The organism is Ruegeria sp. AD5, assembly GCF_056542345.1.
The window spans coordinates 1-13,375 of record NZ_JBQFZR010000010.1; the positions used below are offsets into that span (position 1 = coordinate 1).

The window sequence follows — 13,375 nt, forward strand, 5'->3', positions numbered from 1 at the left end:
GCTTCGGCTTCGGCTTCGGCTTCGGCTTCGGCTTCGGCTTCGGCTTCGGCTTCGGCTTCGGCTTCGGCTTCGGCTTCGGCTTCGGCTTCGGAAGTCAATTCGTCCGCAGCGTTATCCGCGTCAACGGATTTCTCATCCGAGACTGCATCACTTTCGGTCTCGGCGGCTTCTACCACCTCTTCGACGCTGGGGTCTTCGACCGGTTCCTGATCGGGTTTCTTCTTATCAGCCACCGCGTTAATCCCCTTATCGATTCCCAAAACACATGAACAACAGACTAACCCAAGTTAATCTGCACCCGGCGCGCTCTCAACCCGCATCACGTGTTTCACGAGTTTTTTCACGGCTTTCTGCATTTTGTCCGGGGTCGGTTCATCCGCGATCTTCAGCCGCTCGAAACTCAGTGTTTTAAGGGGTTCCGCTGTGGCTTCGCTGATCGCGGCCAGCCACAGAGGCGCAGATCCGGCCCAGACATCGGCAAATTGTCGCGCTGTGCGGGGTGAAAATAGCGGGGCGATGATGGGCTGATCACCTTTGGCGGCGTGGGAAGCGTCATCACTCAGCGGCAAAAGCTGTTGCCGATAAATCGGCTGTTCGCGGGTGGTCAGCCCGGATTCAGTCAAACGCGCGGCCACGTTGCCACGGCTGTGTTCTCCGCGCAGATGTAGCAGCGGGCTGTTTGGCTTGAGTTTCAGCAGATTGGCCACCAGCCCTTCGGCCGTCGCACCCAGCATCTGCGCTTCCCACCCTGCTGCCTGCGCTGCCTGCGTGGTCACCGGACCAACGCAATAGGCGGGCAGGCTGCGTTCCACATTCAATAGGGCGGCGGCATTCACGCCATTTGCCGAGGAAAAGATCAGTCCAGCAGAATCATCGGACTCAACCATGACACCCAGCGGTTCGATCTTTAACAAGGGTGAATGGATAACCGCGACATGCGACCGAATGTGGTCCGGCAGTTGCGCAACGAACCTGTCCGAGGCGGCGCGAGGGCGGGTCATCAACAAATACAACGGTCGGCGCCTTCGGCCTTGGGATTGTTTGCATCCGCGCGGGGTGATACCCCGCTTGGCAATCATGATGCAACGGATCAGGCCTATGGTGCAAACACTTACCGTCCTTGGACTGGAAAGCAGCTGCGACGATACCGCAGCCGCCGTTGTGCGGCAGGGCACAGGCAAAGGGGCCGAGATCCTGTCATCCGTGGTGCATGGCCAGACTGAGTTGCACAGCGTCTATGGTGGCGTTGTGCCTGAGATCGCAGCGCGTGCGCATGCGGAAAAGCTGGATATTTGCATCAAACAGGCTCTAACACAGGCCGAAATTGGCTTAGATGATCTGGACGCTATCGCTGTCACCGCAGGTCCCGGCTTAATTGGCGGCGTAATATCCGGCGTGATGTGCGCAAAGGGCCTAAGTGCAGCAACCGGGTTGCCGCTAATCGGGGTGAACCATTTGGCCGGGCACGCGCTGACACCAAGACTGACCGACGAGATTGCCTTTCCCTACCTGATGCTGCTGGTCTCGGGTGGTCACTGCCAATATCTGATCGCTCATGGACCGGAACAGTTTACCCGCCTTGGGGGGACGATCGACGATGCCCCCGGTGAAGCCTTCGACAAGACCGCCCGTCTGCTGGGCTTACCCCAGCCCGGTGGCCCCTCGGTCGAGGCTGAGGCGCGCGCGGGTGATGCCAAACGTTTCCGCTTTCCCCGGCCCCTTCTGGATCGCCCCGGATGTGACCTGTCTTTTTCGGGACTCAAGACCGCGCTGATGCGGATGCGGGATAAGGTCGTAGCCGAAAAAGGGGGACTGACCCGACAAGATCGCGCTGATCTGTGTGCCGGTTTTCAGCAGGCTATTGTTGATACCTTGGCTGAGAAAACCCGCCGCGCGATTGCCCAGTATCTTGAGACATCACCGTCAGAACCGGTTATTGCCGTTGCCGGAGGTGTCGCAGCAAATTCCGCTATTCGCTCAGGATTAGAGACTGTTTCTGCGGAAATGGGCACCCGATTTACTGCCCCTCCGCTGGCTTTGTGCACTGATAATGCCGCAATGATCGCCTATGCGGGTATGGAACGATTCCGCACCGGTGCACGAGATGGGTTGGATCTGACGGCGCGGCCCCGCTGGCCCTTGGATCAAACCAGCCCTGCAATGCTGGGTAGCGGCAAAAAAGGGGCCAAGGCATGAGCGTGACCGTCCTTGGTTCTGGCGCATTTGGAACCGCTCTGGCGATATCTTTGGCGGGCAATGGGCCTGTAACTCTCTGGTCACGAGATGCCGAGCAAGCAGCGCAGATGCAGCACGGGCGCGAGAACCCGCGACGTTTGCCAGGCGTTACACTGCCCGCCAGTGTTTCAGTGACAGCTGAATTAGAACAAGCGGCGCAATCCGATGTGTTGTTACTGGCCGTCCCAATGCAAAAGCTGCGCGATGCGTTGACGCAATATACCGGCGAACTGGGTGGCAAGGTTTTGGTGGCTTGCTGCAAGGGGATCGAACTTTCCACGGGGCTGGGTCCCGTTGCAGTCATCCGTCAAACCGTTCCGGACGCACTACCGGCCTTGCTGACTGGCCCCAGCTTTGCCGATGATATCGCGCGCGGTTTGCCTACGGCGTTGACGCTGGCTTGTGATGATGCCGAACTGGGTGAAGCACTTCAGCAAGAGCTGACAACTGCCAATCTGCGTCTTTATCGTACCGCCGATACCGTCGGAGCAGAGCTAGGTGGAGCGCTAAAGAATGTGATGGCTATTGGTTGTGGCGCGGCCATTGGTGCAGGGCTTGGCGATAGCGCCCGCGCTGCGTTGATCACACGCGGATTTTCTGAGATGCAGCGCTTTGCCGCCCAGCGCGGGGCACGGCCCGATACGCTGATGGGGCTATCGGGGCTGGGTGATCTGGTGCTGACCTGCTCATCCGAATTGTCGCGAAACTATCGTTTTGGCCTGTGTTTGGGTCTAAACAAGCCATTTGACACCACGACAACCGTCGAAGGTGTCGCCACTGCGCAGGCCATGTCCGAAATCGCAGCGAGCGAAGGGTTAGACATGCCCATCAGCGCAACGGTGGCGAAACTCAGCAGCGGTGCCTACAGTGTCACCGACGCGATTCAGGCCCTGCTGGGTCGCCCACTCAAGGAGGAATAATATGCTCATCGCCCTGATCGCCCGGGATAAAGCTGGTGCCCTACAGACCCGGCTGGACAACCGCACGGCCCATCTGGCTTACATTGAAGAAACCGGTGTTGTGGCGCAGGCCGGGCCGTTACTGGACGGCGATGCGATGATCGGATCGCTGGTCATTCTGGATGTCGAGAATCTGGCCGCCGCTGAGGCCTGGGCCGCAAATGACCCCTACGCGCTGGCCGGCCTGTTCGACTCGGTTGAATTGATCCCGTGGAAAAAGGTCATCGGCTGATGGCGTATTGGCTGTTCAAATCCGAACCCTCGACCTGGAGCTGGGATCAGCAGGTCGGCAAGGGGGACGCGGGCGAGGAATGGGATGGGGTGCGCAACTACCAGGCCCGCAATTTCATGCGTCAGATGCAGATTGGTGACCGGGGTTTTTTCTACCACTCGCAAAAGGACAAGGAGATTGTCGGCATTGTCGAAGTCTGTGCCGAGGCCCATCCCGACAGCACAACCGATGATGAGCGTTGGGAATGCGTGGATATCAAAGCCGTCCGGTCTTTCACAATTCCGGTCAAACTGGATCAGATTAAGGCGGATGAGCGTTTGGGTGAAATGGTTCTGGTCAAGAACTCGCGCCTATCCGTACAACCGGTCAGCGACGCGGAATGGCAGGCGATCTGCGGACTGGGCCAGACCGAGGCGGATTGAATGAAAAGGGAAGGCCCTGACGACTTCAGAACCTTCCCTACCCCGCGTGCTCCCAAGCTCACCACACGCATACGGAAATCTGTTGGTTCTGACCGTCCTGGTCATATCCTGACCTTAGCCGATTTCAGAACCGCGCTTCAAACGCCAAGTATTTAGAGTTTCAATCAAATACAAAACACCCGCCGGTAAGACCGACGGGTGCTGAAATGGTTCTTGGCTGGATCAGCTATAGACCGATTCTTTGCCGAAATGCTTGGTCAGCATGTAATAGACGACAGCGCGGTACTTGTTACGCTCGGACATGCCATAGGTCTCCATGGCCTTGTTGATCCCTTCCATCAGTTCGGGACCATCCGACAGGCCCAGCTTTTTGATGAGGAAGTTGTTCTTGACCGTCTCAAGTTCGCCTTCCTGGCTGGCCGCCACTGTCGACGCATCCGCGTCATAGATCGCCGGACCGCAACCGATGGTGACCTTGGTCAGCAGGTCCATATCGGGGTCCATCCCGCATTTGCCTTTTAGATCTTCAGCGTATTTGGCGATCAATTCGTCGCGTTTGCCCATGTCCCAATCTCCTTAATCCATTGTCACGGAACTTTTTACCGATGCACGAGAGACTAGCCTTGTCGGCGGAATTCCCAAAAGGGAAAAATCACAAGGTTTCCCCCTAGGCTGAACTTCGCGGGACTCGGTGATTTGATTTTTTCAGATTTATTATTTAACATTTTTGTTAATTATGATTCCCGGAGGTCTCCATGCCCGTAACGTTACCGAATGAAACCACCGAATATCGGTCAGCTCGTAATGCACTTCTATCCGCCGAGCGGGACCTGAGAGCAAAGGTTGAAGAGGTCGCGGCCTTGCGCCGTTCTCTTCCAACCGGAGGCGAAACCCCTAACGATTATGCGTTCCGAGATCTGGCAGGCGAGGGTGCGCCTATGTCGTCGCTGTTTGGCGATAAGGATACGCTGATCATCTATTCGCTGATGTACGGACCCGACGCGGAACGCCCCTGCCCTATGTGTTCGGCGTTTCTGGATGGGCTGAACTCTCAGATCCACCATCTCATACAGAACGCCTCGGTTGCCGTAGTAGCGCAGAATACGCCCGAAAAACTCTCGGCGCTCAAGGATGAGATGGGTTGGAATGCGCTGCCGCTCTACTCAGCATTAGGGACGAATTACCAACGTGACTATCTGGCCCAGACCGAAGGGGGCGATCAGCTTCCCATCCTGAATGTCTTTCAACAGCTCCCTGATGGCATTCATCACTTCTGGAGTTCCGAGCTGTTCTTTGAACCCAGCGACTGGCATCCCCGGCATGTGGATGCAGCTTGGCCTTTGTGGAATGTGCTGGATTTCACACCACAGGGCCGCGGCGATTTTATCCCACCTCTACGCTGAGGTACTATCGGCAGTAGCCCCAGCCGGGCCCCTGCAGGTGGAAGTGATCGGCATGTAAGCGGTTGTAATCAGGGCCAAGCACCACGCGGAACCAGTCACAGGCTCCGCGCCAGATCTGGCGCAGAAAATCGGCCTCGGGCCCGTCAGCGTCCCAGTCAGCCAGCAGGTTCAAGCTGCGCCCGTCCGAGAGATCCATTCCGACGATGTCGATCGCGTCCGCAGTTGCGTGACTGCTCCAACCATTGTCTTGTCCTTGCGCGGTCCGCATCCGGCGGCAGTTATAGCTGCCGATCTGGCGCATTCTGCTGACGGAAGTCCCCAGTAGTTGCTGCGCAGCGGGTTGCACAACATGGTGTTCCCACATGACAAGCCGCAAAGTTGTGGCACACCGGGTCTCGACTGCAGTGACGCGGGCGTTCACCAGACCGGACAACCGGCCGCGTCCCTCGATTCCGCAATTCTGGTCCACCACCAGATCGTCCAGCGGATCAAACCGAGCTCCAGCCTCGGCCAAGGCTGCACGGCATAAAGCGTCATCCGCCAGTGCGCGGTTCAACTGGTAGGGAGTGACCGGAGTCACTGGCGCGGTCACGGTCAGATCACGCAGCGGGTTCCAGTGCGGGGGTACAGGCGTATTGGGATGGGCAAGCAGCCACCAAACGCCGCCGCCCAACAAGGTCAACAGCGTTAAGAGGCCGAAAAGAAAAGACGCCGCCGAAAGCAGGATTCGGCGGCGTCTGGAAGGCTTGGTCATGCGTCTTTCGCACTTAGTAGCGGTAGTGTTCCGGCTTGTAGGGGCCTTCGGGTTTTACGCCGATATAGGCCGCCTGATCGCTGTCCATCTGGGTCAGCTTCACGCCGATCCGGTCCAGATGAAGACGGGCAACTTTTTCGTCCAGATGCTTGGGCAGGATGTAGACTTCGTTCTTGTATTCATCGCCCTTGGTGAACAGCTCGATCTGGGCCAGAACTTGGTTGGTGAACGAGGCCGACATCACGAACGAGGGGTGACCGGTGGCGTTGCCGAGGTTCAGCAGGCGACCTTCGGACAGCAGGATAATGCGGTTGCCCGAGGGCATCTCGATCATGTCCACCTGTTCCTTGATGTTGGTCCATTTGTGGTTCTTCAGGCTGGCCACCTGAATTTCGTTGTCGAAGTGACCGATGTTACCGACGATGGCCATGTCTTTCATCTCGCGCATGTGCTCGATGCGGATCACGTCCTTGTTGCCGGTGGTGGTGATGAAGATATCCGCGTTTGCGACTTCGTCTTCCAACAGGGTGACTTCGAACCCGTCCATCGCGGCCTGCAGGGCACAGATCGGGTCAACTTCTGTCACCTTCACACGAGCACCAGCACCACGCAGCGAAGCCGCCGAGCCTTTGCCCACGTCGCCATAGCCACAGACGACAGCAACCTTACCGGCCATCATGGTATCAGTGGCGCGGCGGATACCATCAACCAGCGATTCCTTGCAGCCGTATTTGTTGTCGAACTTCGACTTGGTGACCGAGTCGTTCACGTTGATCGCCGGGAACGGCAGGTGGCCGTCTTTCACCAGCTGATACAGGCGGTTTACACCGGTGGTGGTTTCTTCAGAGACGCCTTGGATCTGGTCGCGCATTTTGGTGAACCAGCCCGGAGACGCGGCCATGCGCTTGGCGATCTGCTTCTTGATCACCTCTTCCTCTTCCGAACCCGGAACAGGGATAATGTCCTCTCCTGCCTCGGCACGTGCACCCAGCAGGATGTACAGCGTCGCGTCGCCGCCATCGTCCAGGATCATGTTGGGGCCTTCGTCGAACAGGAAGGATTTGTCCAGATAATCCCAATGCTCTTCCAGCGTCTGGCCCTTGATGGCAAAAACGGGAATACCAGCCTCGGCAATCGCCGCCGCCGCGTGGTCCTGCGTTGAGAAGATGTTGCACGACGCCCAGCGCACATCAGCGCCCAGCGCCACCAGTGTTTCGATCAGAACGGCGGTCTGGATGGTCATATGCAGTGAACCGACGATCCGCGCGCCAGACAGCGGCTTGCTTTCACCGTATTCGGCGCGCAGGGCCATCAGGCCCGGCATTTCCGTTTCAGCGATATCCAGTTCCTTGCGGCCAAACCCGGCCAGCGAATTGTCCTTAACGATATAGTCCCCGGCCATCAGGCTCTCCACTCCGGTAAATCTTGGTCCGGGCTGCCCCTAGCATTCCTTGGGACAGGAGGCAATGTGGATGGCCGGAAACAGGAAGTCTGGTGACAAAATATCAGCTTGGCGTACCCTCTGCCTTGATTTTGGGGATCGCTTCAAAAAAATCAGTGCCAACGGCGACAATACAACTCATGCCGTTCGCCTGGGTCACCAAAACGGTATAACTTCCCGTTTCCTTCGAGGTCCAAACCTCCATGACCGTCTGCCCGCCACGTGATTTCTGAAGACCGCCAAAGGTTAATTCCTCGGAGTAATTGTCTTGCAGTTTGGTAATCACGTGCTCGCGCTCTGCGCAGTTCTGGGCAAAGGCGGGTGGCGCGGTTGCGGCCATTCCGAAGGTCAGGGTTATTGCAAACAAACGCTTGAACATAGCAAGCTCCTTTCGATACGAGTTTCGTTTCGAGAGGGCGCAACTGGGAGGAGTCAGCACCCCCCTCAGTCCTTGATGTCGGGATCGTATCGCGCAGGTTCAAAGCACGAATGCTCAAGAAATTGTTGGCAGCATGTGATCCAGACAGATACATCATACCACAAGAACGCGAATTGAACGTGTCCCAGTTCACAAGGCATGGTAAAATGGCAACACAACCCAGAGCGTGGCAAAGAATGCTGTCGGGACGGCGGCTGGATTTGCTGGACCCGACGCCCGTGGATATCGAGATCGAAGATATCGCGCACGGGCTGGCCTTTGTGGCGCGGTGGAACGGTCAGACCAACGGGGATTTTGCCTATTCCGTGGCCGAACATTCCTTGCTGGTGGAAGAGCTCTTTGGCCGCATCGCACCAAATGCACCGACGAAATGGCGGTTGGCGGCACTGTTACACGATGCCCCCGAATATGTGATTGGTGACATGATCTCTCCGGTGAAATCCGCCGTTGGCCCGGATTATGGTGATTTAGACGACCGGCTGGCTGCTGCGATTCATATACGTTTCGGGTTGCCCGCCGTGGTACCAAAAACAGTGAAACGCCAGATCAAGAAGGCGGACAAGATCAGCGCCTGGATGGAGGCGACGCAGATCGCGGGTTTTTCTGATACCGAAGCATCAAAGTTCTTTGGTCGTCCGGACAAGGCAATACTAGAGGGGTTGCAGATCAAACTGCGTCCCCCGATTGAGGTGCGGCAGGCCTATACCGCGCGGCATCAGGAATTGTTGGGCAGCATTTAGGTCGCCAATAGATCAGCAGCTCGGCCTATGCTAATTTTCCGCTAAAACAAGACCATAATCGGACGCAGGTTCAGATGAGCGACGCAGACAGCCAGATACCGGTCACGAACGCGCAGATGGAATATGCCAACGCGTGTTTACGTGAAGCGTACAATCTGACAGGCCGAGGGCGGGTGCGCAATCTGATCCGAAAGTCACTGCTGCCACAGTTGATCGCCTACCGGGGTATTCGAATCCACCTGCACCCTTATGACAATTTCAGCGAATTCTCTCTTTGGCAGAAGGGCCGGTCCCCGGAAGAGCTTGAGCTGAATTGGCTGAAAGACAGTTTTGCGGGGAAGACTCTCAAGGTTTTGGATATCGGGGCAAATTTTGGTCTGTATTCACTTTTCTTGTCGTCAATTCTTAGCCCGGACTCCCGGATTCATGCGTTTGAGCCTAATCCGACACTGGCCGAACGCCTCAGCAATAATTGCTCTCTGAACGGATTTGGCAACGTGGAGCTGAACACTTTCGCGATCGCGGGCGAAACTGGTGAGGCGACACTTATCATAGAAAAGCGGGGCGACACGGCCACCAATCTTGGTCAGGCGCGCTTGGCAAACGACCCAGCGTATCTGGAGCTATCAAAATACGATACGATTGAGGTGCAGACCCGAACACTGCTTGAGCTTACACATCTGCATGATGCCGATTTTGCCAAGCTTGATGTTGAAGGGCACGAGCCGAACATTCTTATGCCTTTTCTTGAAAGCGCAGTAGATGCAGCGCTTCCCCAATATCTACAGCTGGAAACCGTGAATCTTGGTGATAGCGCCGAACGCCTGTTTGCCTCACTTTCCGATCGTGGCTATGAAAATGCCTTTCAAACTCAACGTAATATCATCTTCAGAAGATAGGCCGTGCAAGGGAGAACCGCGATCATGATCAAACCCACTCAGGCCAAGCCGATATGAAGGTCGGACTGTTCTCCTGCGCCAAGGATGAAGGGCCGTTTATACTTGAGTGGATCGCGTATCATCTGCTGGTCGGGTTTGATCCTATTCTGATTTACACCAATGACTCGACAGACGGCACCGCCGAGCTGCTTGATGCGCTGGATAAAAACGGGGTTATTTCCCATGTTCTGCAAGATCTGAAACCCGGGCAAGTACCACAGCATACAGCGGCGGAAACGGCCTATGCGCATCCTTCGCTTAACGATGCCGATTGGCTGATGTGGCTTGATAGCGATGAGTTTCTTTTCTGTGCAAACGATGAAAATCAGGTCGCAGGTCTCGTCGAACGCTGTTCCGGTTTCGCCGAGGGCATCGCCGTGAATTGGTTGATCTTCGGAAATGGGGGCAACGACAAGTGGGAATCGGGGCTGGTCACGCAACGATTCCTAAAGCGTGCCGATACAGATCATAATTTGCATCGCTACTTCAAAACGCTTTTTCGAAAGTCTGATAAAATACGGGGGTTTGGCCTGCACCGGCCCTACTTGCGACCGGACTTTCGAAACGATGGATCGCAATTTGTAAATGCTGCGGGCCTGCCGATGCACGAACACATGTATCGTTCGGGATTGCGACGAAGACATGCGCTGGGTGCCGCGCCCGAGCATCTGTCTACACACGATTGGGCTGCTGTCATTCACTACCCGGTGAAAACGCGAGACAGTTTCGCGCTCAAGCGGCAGCGCGGGCAAGGCACGAAAGCGACAGATGCACCCAACCGGTCCAGCCGGTTTCGTGAAAGGTATTGGAACAAGTACAACCAGAACAGCGTTGTGGATGATCGAATGCTGGCGATGGGTGGCAAGCTACAGGCAAAGGTTGATGAGTTGCTGTTATTGCCTAAAGTTGGGTGCGCGCACTCTGCCTGCCTTAAGAATTACGCGCTGAGGCTCCAAACTCAGGCTCAACCCGCGCCCTGAAAGTCGTTTGGAACGGCCCGGGAAAACACACTATTGAGTTTAAGGGTCTACCTTGGGCTACGCTTCGCCAGAATCCGCTGCAACGTCCGGCGGTGCATGTTCAACCGGCGCGCGGTTTCCGAGACGTTCCGGTCGCACAGCTCATAAACGCGCTGGATATGTTCCCAGCGGACGCGGTCGGCGCTCATGGGGTTTTCCGGCGGCGGGGGCAGTTCGTCGCCCTTGGCCAACAGAGCGTTGGTGATGTCAGTGGCGTCGGCGGGTTTGGACAGATAGTCGGTTGCACCAATTTTGACCGCCGCAACGGCGGTGGCGATGGCGCCATAACCGGTCAGAACCACAACCCGGCTGTCGGGGCGTTTTTCGCGCAGCACTTCAACCACGTCCAGCCCATTGCCATCTTCAAGTCGCAGATCAACCACGGCATAGGCAGGTGGGCGGGCTGTGGAAATGGCGCGGCCTGCGGCGACGGAACCCGCGGTTTCAACCTCGAATCCGCGTTTTTCCATGGCCTTGGCCAGACGTCTCAGAAACGGCTCGTCATCATCTACCAGCAGCAGCGATTTGTCGGGGCCGATTTCAAGCTGGGAACTGTCTGCCATATGTGGGTCTTTCCGCTATTTCATGCCTCTTGGCTTAAACATGAGTAATAGCAGCGCCATTCCAAAGGTCAAACCGACTGTTGAGGATCAGGCCTGATCAAGAAAGCAGCCAATCTTGTCCGCCATCTGCTCGGCCGTTTCATCGCGTTTGAAAAATTCCAGAAACCCGTCCTCGGGCGTCATCAGATAGGTAAAGGTCGAGTGGTCGACCAAATAATACTCATCGCTTTTGTCTTGGGCCTTGTAATAGGTCTTGTACGCCTTACTGGCCGCCTTGATCTGCTCGGGCGATCCGGTCAGGCCAATCACGCGTTCATGCAGGTTGAATGCGAAATCGCCCACGACCTCGGGGGTATCGCGATCCGGGTCTATCGAGATGAACAACGGCGTCACCGACTGACCGCGCTCGGCCAGCAAATCGATCGTGTCGACATTGCGCGACATGTCAAAGGGGCAAACATCCGGGCAGAAGGTATAACCGAAGTAGACAAGCGTGGGCTCGGTGATCACATCCTTGTCGGTTACCGTCTCACCCTTGGCGTTAAGCAGTTCGAACGGCCCGCCGATCGCCGCGCTCCCGCCCGCAATCTGAGACGAGCGGCACTGCGCGTATTTGTCGTCCGCGCCGCCCCTCGTCAACAGCCACATGGCGCCAAGACCAATTGCAAGAACAACAGTTGCGAGAATAGCATAAAGACGAACCATGGCGCGTATCCTGATACGAAAGGGGATGTTGATCGATTCTGCCGGGACACCTATCAACATGTCGGACCGACGCAATAGGACATAATCGACAGATGACGAATTCCAACACCAGTCTTTGGCGTGGGCAGGAGCGCAGTACCTGGATCAGGCTGCGCACGCTGATCCTGCTGCGATGGGTCGCCATTATCGGCCAGTTCACGGCCATCACGGTTGCACAGAAATATTACGACGTTCAGCTTGAGCTGGCATTGTGTTATTTCGTCATCGGCATTTCGGTGATGGGTAACCTCACGGCGATTCTGTTGTTTCCCGAAAACAAGCGCTTGTCGGAATTCGAGAACTTCCTGATGGTGCTGTTCGATCTGCTGCAGCTGTCGATCCTGTTGTATCTGACGGGGGGGCTAAACAACCCGTTTGCGCTGCTGTTGCTGGGTCCGGTGACGATTTCTGCGAATGTAATGAGCACCCGCTCGACCCTGATCATCGGTAGCGTTGCGGTGATCCTGACCACGTTGCTGGCGCAATTCCACCTCCCGCTGAGAACCAATCTGGGGTTGGTGCTGGATATCCCCGATATTTTGCTGTTCGGAAACTGGGCGGCGATTATCATCGCCATCGTTTTCATCGGCGCCTATTCGCACCGCATCAGTTCCGAAGTTCAATCGATGTCTGAAGCGCTCTCGGCCACCCATATGGCGCTGGCGCGCGAGCAAAAGCTGACTGATCTTGGTGGTGTGGTGGCCGCCGCCGCACATGAGTTGGGTACGCCGCTGGCTACGATCAAGCTGGCCAGTTCAGAACTGATCGAAGAGCTGGACGACCGGCCTGAGCTGATGGAGGACGCAGCCTTGATCCGCGAACAGGCTGACCGCTGCCGCGACATCCTGCGCGATATGGGCCGAGCTGGGAAAGATGACTTGCACCTGCGTCAGGCGCCTCTGTCCACCGTGATCCATGAAGCGGCAGAGCCACATATCAATCGTGGTAAAGTGGTGCATTTCGACGAGGGACCAGTTGCGGATGGCGATGTGCAGCAGCCCTCGATCCTGCGCAAGCCCGAGATCATTCACGGGCTGCGCAACCTGATCCAGAACGCAGTGGATTTTGCCCAGTCGACGGTCTGGGTCGAAGCTGAATGGACCTCTGACCGGATCAGTGTTTCGATCATGGATGATGGTCGCGGCTACCCCTCCCACATCATAGGTCGGATTGGTGACCCGTTCATGCGCCGCCGCCGCGCCGATCGCAGTAGTCGGCCGGAATACGAAGGCATGGGGCTAGGTCTGTTCATCGCCAAAACCCTGCTGGAACGCAGCGGTGCCGAACTGAGCTTCGCCAATGGCGCGGACCCTTATCAGACCCTGACTGACCAACCGGATCGCAGGGGGGCGATCGTCAATGTCGTTTGGCCGCGCAAGCTGATCGACGCGCAAACCGGGGACACTCCGGTTCCCTCGGGCGCCAACCAACCGTTCCAGATCTGAGTTAAGACCCCGTTAACCATTGTTGTTCATATAGATTCAAA

16 protein-coding genes and 1 pseudogene are annotated in these 13,375 nt (G+C 56.7%); 9 read left to right on the plus strand and 8 right to left on the minus strand.

Going from position 1 to position 13,375, the window contains the following annotated elements; translation table 11 throughout:
* Together ACR0JG_RS20420 and ACR0JG_RS20425 are read right to left on the minus strand one after the other, a co-directional pair.
* Positions 1 to 233: pseudogene (locus ACR0JG_RS20420) on the minus strand (hypothetical protein); the annotation flags it as partial.
* A gap of 54 nt (positions 234 to 287) precedes the next feature.
* Positions 288 to 1,001, minus strand: coding sequence for a uroporphyrinogen-III synthase (locus tag ACR0JG_RS20425; RefSeq protein WP_480572461.1), 714 nt, complete (start codon positions 999 to 1,001; stop codon positions 288 to 290).
* A 97-nt stretch (positions 1,002 to 1,098) separates the two neighbouring features.
* Between ACR0JG_RS20425 and tsaD the strand changes: the two genes are divergently transcribed.
* From tsaD to ACR0JG_RS20445, 4 genes are read left to right on the plus strand one after another with little or no spacing between them, the layout of a single operon-like run.
* Positions 1,099 to 2,196: a tRNA (adenosine(37)-N6)-threonylcarbamoyltransferase complex transferase subunit TsaD gene (gene tsaD / locus ACR0JG_RS20430; protein ID WP_480572464.1), complete on the plus strand. Its 1,098-nt coding sequence runs from the start codon at positions 1,099 to 1,101 to the stop codon at positions 2,194 to 2,196.
* Positions 2,193 to 3,155 carry an NAD(P)H-dependent glycerol-3-phosphate dehydrogenase gene (locus tag ACR0JG_RS20435; protein WP_170819070.1) on the plus strand — a complete coding sequence of 321 codons (963 nt, stop codon included), beginning with the start codon at positions 2,193 to 2,195 and terminating at the stop codon, positions 3,153 to 3,155. Before tsaD ends, ACR0JG_RS20435 begins: the two co-directional genes overlap by 4 nt.
* A 1-nt stretch (position 3,156) precedes the next feature.
* Positions 3,157 to 3,426, plus strand: coding sequence for a YciI family protein (locus ACR0JG_RS20440; RefSeq protein WP_170407946.1), 270 nt, complete (start codon positions 3,157 to 3,159; stop codon positions 3,424 to 3,426).
* A complete protein-coding gene (locus ACR0JG_RS20445; protein ID WP_480572467.1) occupies positions 3,426 to 3,848 on the plus strand; it encodes an EVE domain-containing protein in 423 nt (140 codons plus the stop codon). Before ACR0JG_RS20440 ends, ACR0JG_RS20445 begins: the two co-directional genes overlap by 1 nt.
* Before the next feature lie 222 nt (positions 3,849 to 4,070).
* Here ACR0JG_RS20445 and ACR0JG_RS20450 read toward each other — a convergent pair whose 3' ends face one another.
* The gene (locus ACR0JG_RS20450; protein ID WP_170397892.1) at positions 4,071 to 4,412 is read right to left on the minus strand and encodes a DUF2853 family protein; all 342 of its coding nucleotides are present in this window, start codon (positions 4,410 to 4,412) and stop codon (positions 4,071 to 4,073) included.
* A gap of 191 nt (positions 4,413 to 4,603) precedes the next feature.
* Here ACR0JG_RS20450 and ACR0JG_RS20455 point away from each other — a divergent pair, with 191 nt between their 5' ends.
* A complete protein-coding gene (locus tag ACR0JG_RS20455; RefSeq protein WP_480572470.1) occupies positions 4,604 to 5,251 on the plus strand; it encodes a DUF899 family protein in 648 nt (215 codons plus the stop codon).
* A 4-nt stretch (positions 5,252 to 5,255) separates the two neighbouring features.
* On the opposite strand, the gene ACR0JG_RS20460 is transcribed toward ACR0JG_RS20455, so the two are convergent.
* The 3 genes from ACR0JG_RS20460 to ACR0JG_RS20470 all read right to left on the minus strand — a co-directional run bounded on the left by ACR0JG_RS20460 (position 5,256) and on the right by ACR0JG_RS20470 (position 7,825).
* The gene (locus tag ACR0JG_RS20460; protein ID WP_170397887.1) at positions 5,256 to 6,005 is read right to left on the minus strand and encodes an extensin family protein; all 750 of its coding nucleotides are present in this window, start codon (positions 6,003 to 6,005) and stop codon (positions 5,256 to 5,258) included.
* Positions 6,006 to 6,018: 13 nt separating this feature from the next.
* On the minus strand, positions 6,019 to 7,407 hold the full coding sequence (gene ahcY, locus ACR0JG_RS20465; protein WP_480572473.1) for an adenosylhomocysteinase: 1,389 nt from the start codon (positions 7,405 to 7,407) through the stop codon (positions 6,019 to 6,021).
* Between the two features lie 103 nt (positions 7,408 to 7,510).
* Positions 7,511 to 7,825: a hypothetical protein gene (locus tag ACR0JG_RS20470; RefSeq protein WP_170397881.1), complete on the minus strand. Its 315-nt coding sequence runs from the start codon at positions 7,823 to 7,825 to the stop codon at positions 7,511 to 7,513.
* 206 nt (positions 7,826 to 8,031) lie between these two features.
* On the opposite strand from ACR0JG_RS20470, the gene ACR0JG_RS20475 reads away from it, so the two are divergent.
* The 3 genes from ACR0JG_RS20475 (at position 8,032) to ACR0JG_RS20485 (ending at position 10,543) form a co-directional block, all read left to right on the plus strand.
* Entirely contained in the window at positions 8,032 to 8,625 is a 594-nt protein-coding gene (locus ACR0JG_RS20475; RefSeq protein ID WP_170397878.1) for an HD domain-containing protein, read from the plus strand.
* 74 nt (positions 8,626 to 8,699) lie between these two features.
* Positions 8,700 to 9,524, plus strand: a complete 825-nt coding sequence (locus ACR0JG_RS20480; protein WP_170514225.1) for an FkbM family methyltransferase — start codon at positions 8,700 to 8,702, stop codon at positions 9,522 to 9,524.
* Between the two features lie 53 nt (positions 9,525 to 9,577).
* Complete coding sequence (locus ACR0JG_RS20485; RefSeq protein ID WP_480572476.1) at positions 9,578 to 10,543, plus strand: glycosyltransferase family 2 protein; 966 nt, start codon at positions 9,578 to 9,580, stop codon at positions 10,541 to 10,543.
* A 47-nt stretch (positions 10,544 to 10,590) separates the two neighbouring features.
* On the opposite strand, the gene ACR0JG_RS20490 is transcribed toward ACR0JG_RS20485, so the two are convergent.
* Both ACR0JG_RS20490 and ACR0JG_RS20495 read right to left on the minus strand, forming a co-directional pair.
* Complete coding sequence (locus tag ACR0JG_RS20490) at positions 10,591 to 11,145, minus strand: ActR/PrrA/RegA family redox response regulator transcription factor (RefSeq protein WP_039542641.1); 555 nt, start codon at positions 11,143 to 11,145, stop codon at positions 10,591 to 10,593.
* 87 nt (positions 11,146 to 11,232) lie between these two features.
* The gene (locus ACR0JG_RS20495; protein WP_170397869.1) at positions 11,233 to 11,850 is read right to left on the minus strand and encodes an SCO family protein; all 618 of its coding nucleotides are present in this window, start codon (positions 11,848 to 11,850) and stop codon (positions 11,233 to 11,235) included.
* Positions 11,851 to 11,942: 92 nt separating this feature from the next.
* On the opposite strand from ACR0JG_RS20495, the gene regB reads away from it, so the two are divergent.
* Positions 11,943 to 13,334: a sensor histidine kinase RegB gene (regB, locus tag ACR0JG_RS20500; RefSeq protein WP_170397866.1), complete on the plus strand. Its 1,392-nt coding sequence runs from the start codon at positions 11,943 to 11,945 to the stop codon at positions 13,332 to 13,334.
* Positions 13,335 to 13,375 lie beyond the last annotated feature (41 nt).

Coding starts and splice junctions, on each gene's coding strand:
- ACR0JG_RS20435 (WP_170819070.1), top strand. CDS start 2,193: ATGAGCGTGACCGTCCTTGGTTCTGGCGCATTTGGAACCGCTCTGGCG.
- ACR0JG_RS20425 (WP_480572461.1), bottom strand. CDS start 1,001: ATGACCCGCCCTCGCGCCGCCTCGGACAGGTTCGTTGCGCAACTGCCG.
- regB (WP_170397866.1), top strand. CDS start 11,943: ATGACGAATTCCAACACCAGTCTTTGGCGTGGGCAGGAGCGCAGTACC.
- ACR0JG_RS20480 (WP_170514225.1), top strand. CDS start 8,700: ATGAGCGACGCAGACAGCCAGATACCGGTCACGAACGCGCAGATGGAA.
- ACR0JG_RS20485 (WP_480572476.1), top strand. CDS start 9,578: ATGAAGGTCGGACTGTTCTCCTGCGCCAAGGATGAAGGGCCGTTTATA.
- ACR0JG_RS20490 (WP_039542641.1), bottom strand. CDS start 11,145: ATGGCAGACAGTTCCCAGCTTGAAATCGGCCCCGACAAATCGCTGCTG.
- ACR0JG_RS20470 (WP_170397881.1), bottom strand. CDS start 7,825: ATGTTCAAGCGTTTGTTTGCAATAACCCTGACCTTCGGAATGGCCGCA.
- ACR0JG_RS20475 (WP_170397878.1), top strand. CDS start 8,032: ATGGCAACACAACCCAGAGCGTGGCAAAGAATGCTGTCGGGACGGCGG.
- ACR0JG_RS20440 (WP_170407946.1), top strand. CDS start 3,157: ATGCTCATCGCCCTGATCGCCCGGGATAAAGCTGGTGCCCTACAGACC.
- ACR0JG_RS20450 (WP_170397892.1), bottom strand. CDS start 4,412: ATGGGCAAACGCGACGAATTGATCGCCAAATACGCTGAAGATCTAAAA.
- tsaD (WP_480572464.1), top strand. CDS start 1,099: ATGGTGCAAACACTTACCGTCCTTGGACTGGAAAGCAGCTGCGACGAT.
- ahcY (WP_480572473.1), bottom strand. CDS start 7,407: ATGGCCGGGGACTATATCGTTAAGGACAATTCGCTGGCCGGGTTTGGC.
- ACR0JG_RS20445 (WP_480572467.1), top strand. CDS start 3,426: ATGGCGTATTGGCTGTTCAAATCCGAACCCTCGACCTGGAGCTGGGAT.
- ACR0JG_RS20460 (WP_170397887.1), bottom strand. CDS start 6,005: ATGACCAAGCCTTCCAGACGCCGCCGAATCCTGCTTTCGGCGGCGTCT.
- ACR0JG_RS20495 (WP_170397869.1), bottom strand. CDS start 11,850: ATGGTTCGTCTTTATGCTATTCTCGCAACTGTTGTTCTTGCAATTGGT.
- ACR0JG_RS20455 (WP_480572470.1), top strand. CDS start 4,604: ATGCCCGTAACGTTACCGAATGAAACCACCGAATATCGGTCAGCTCGT.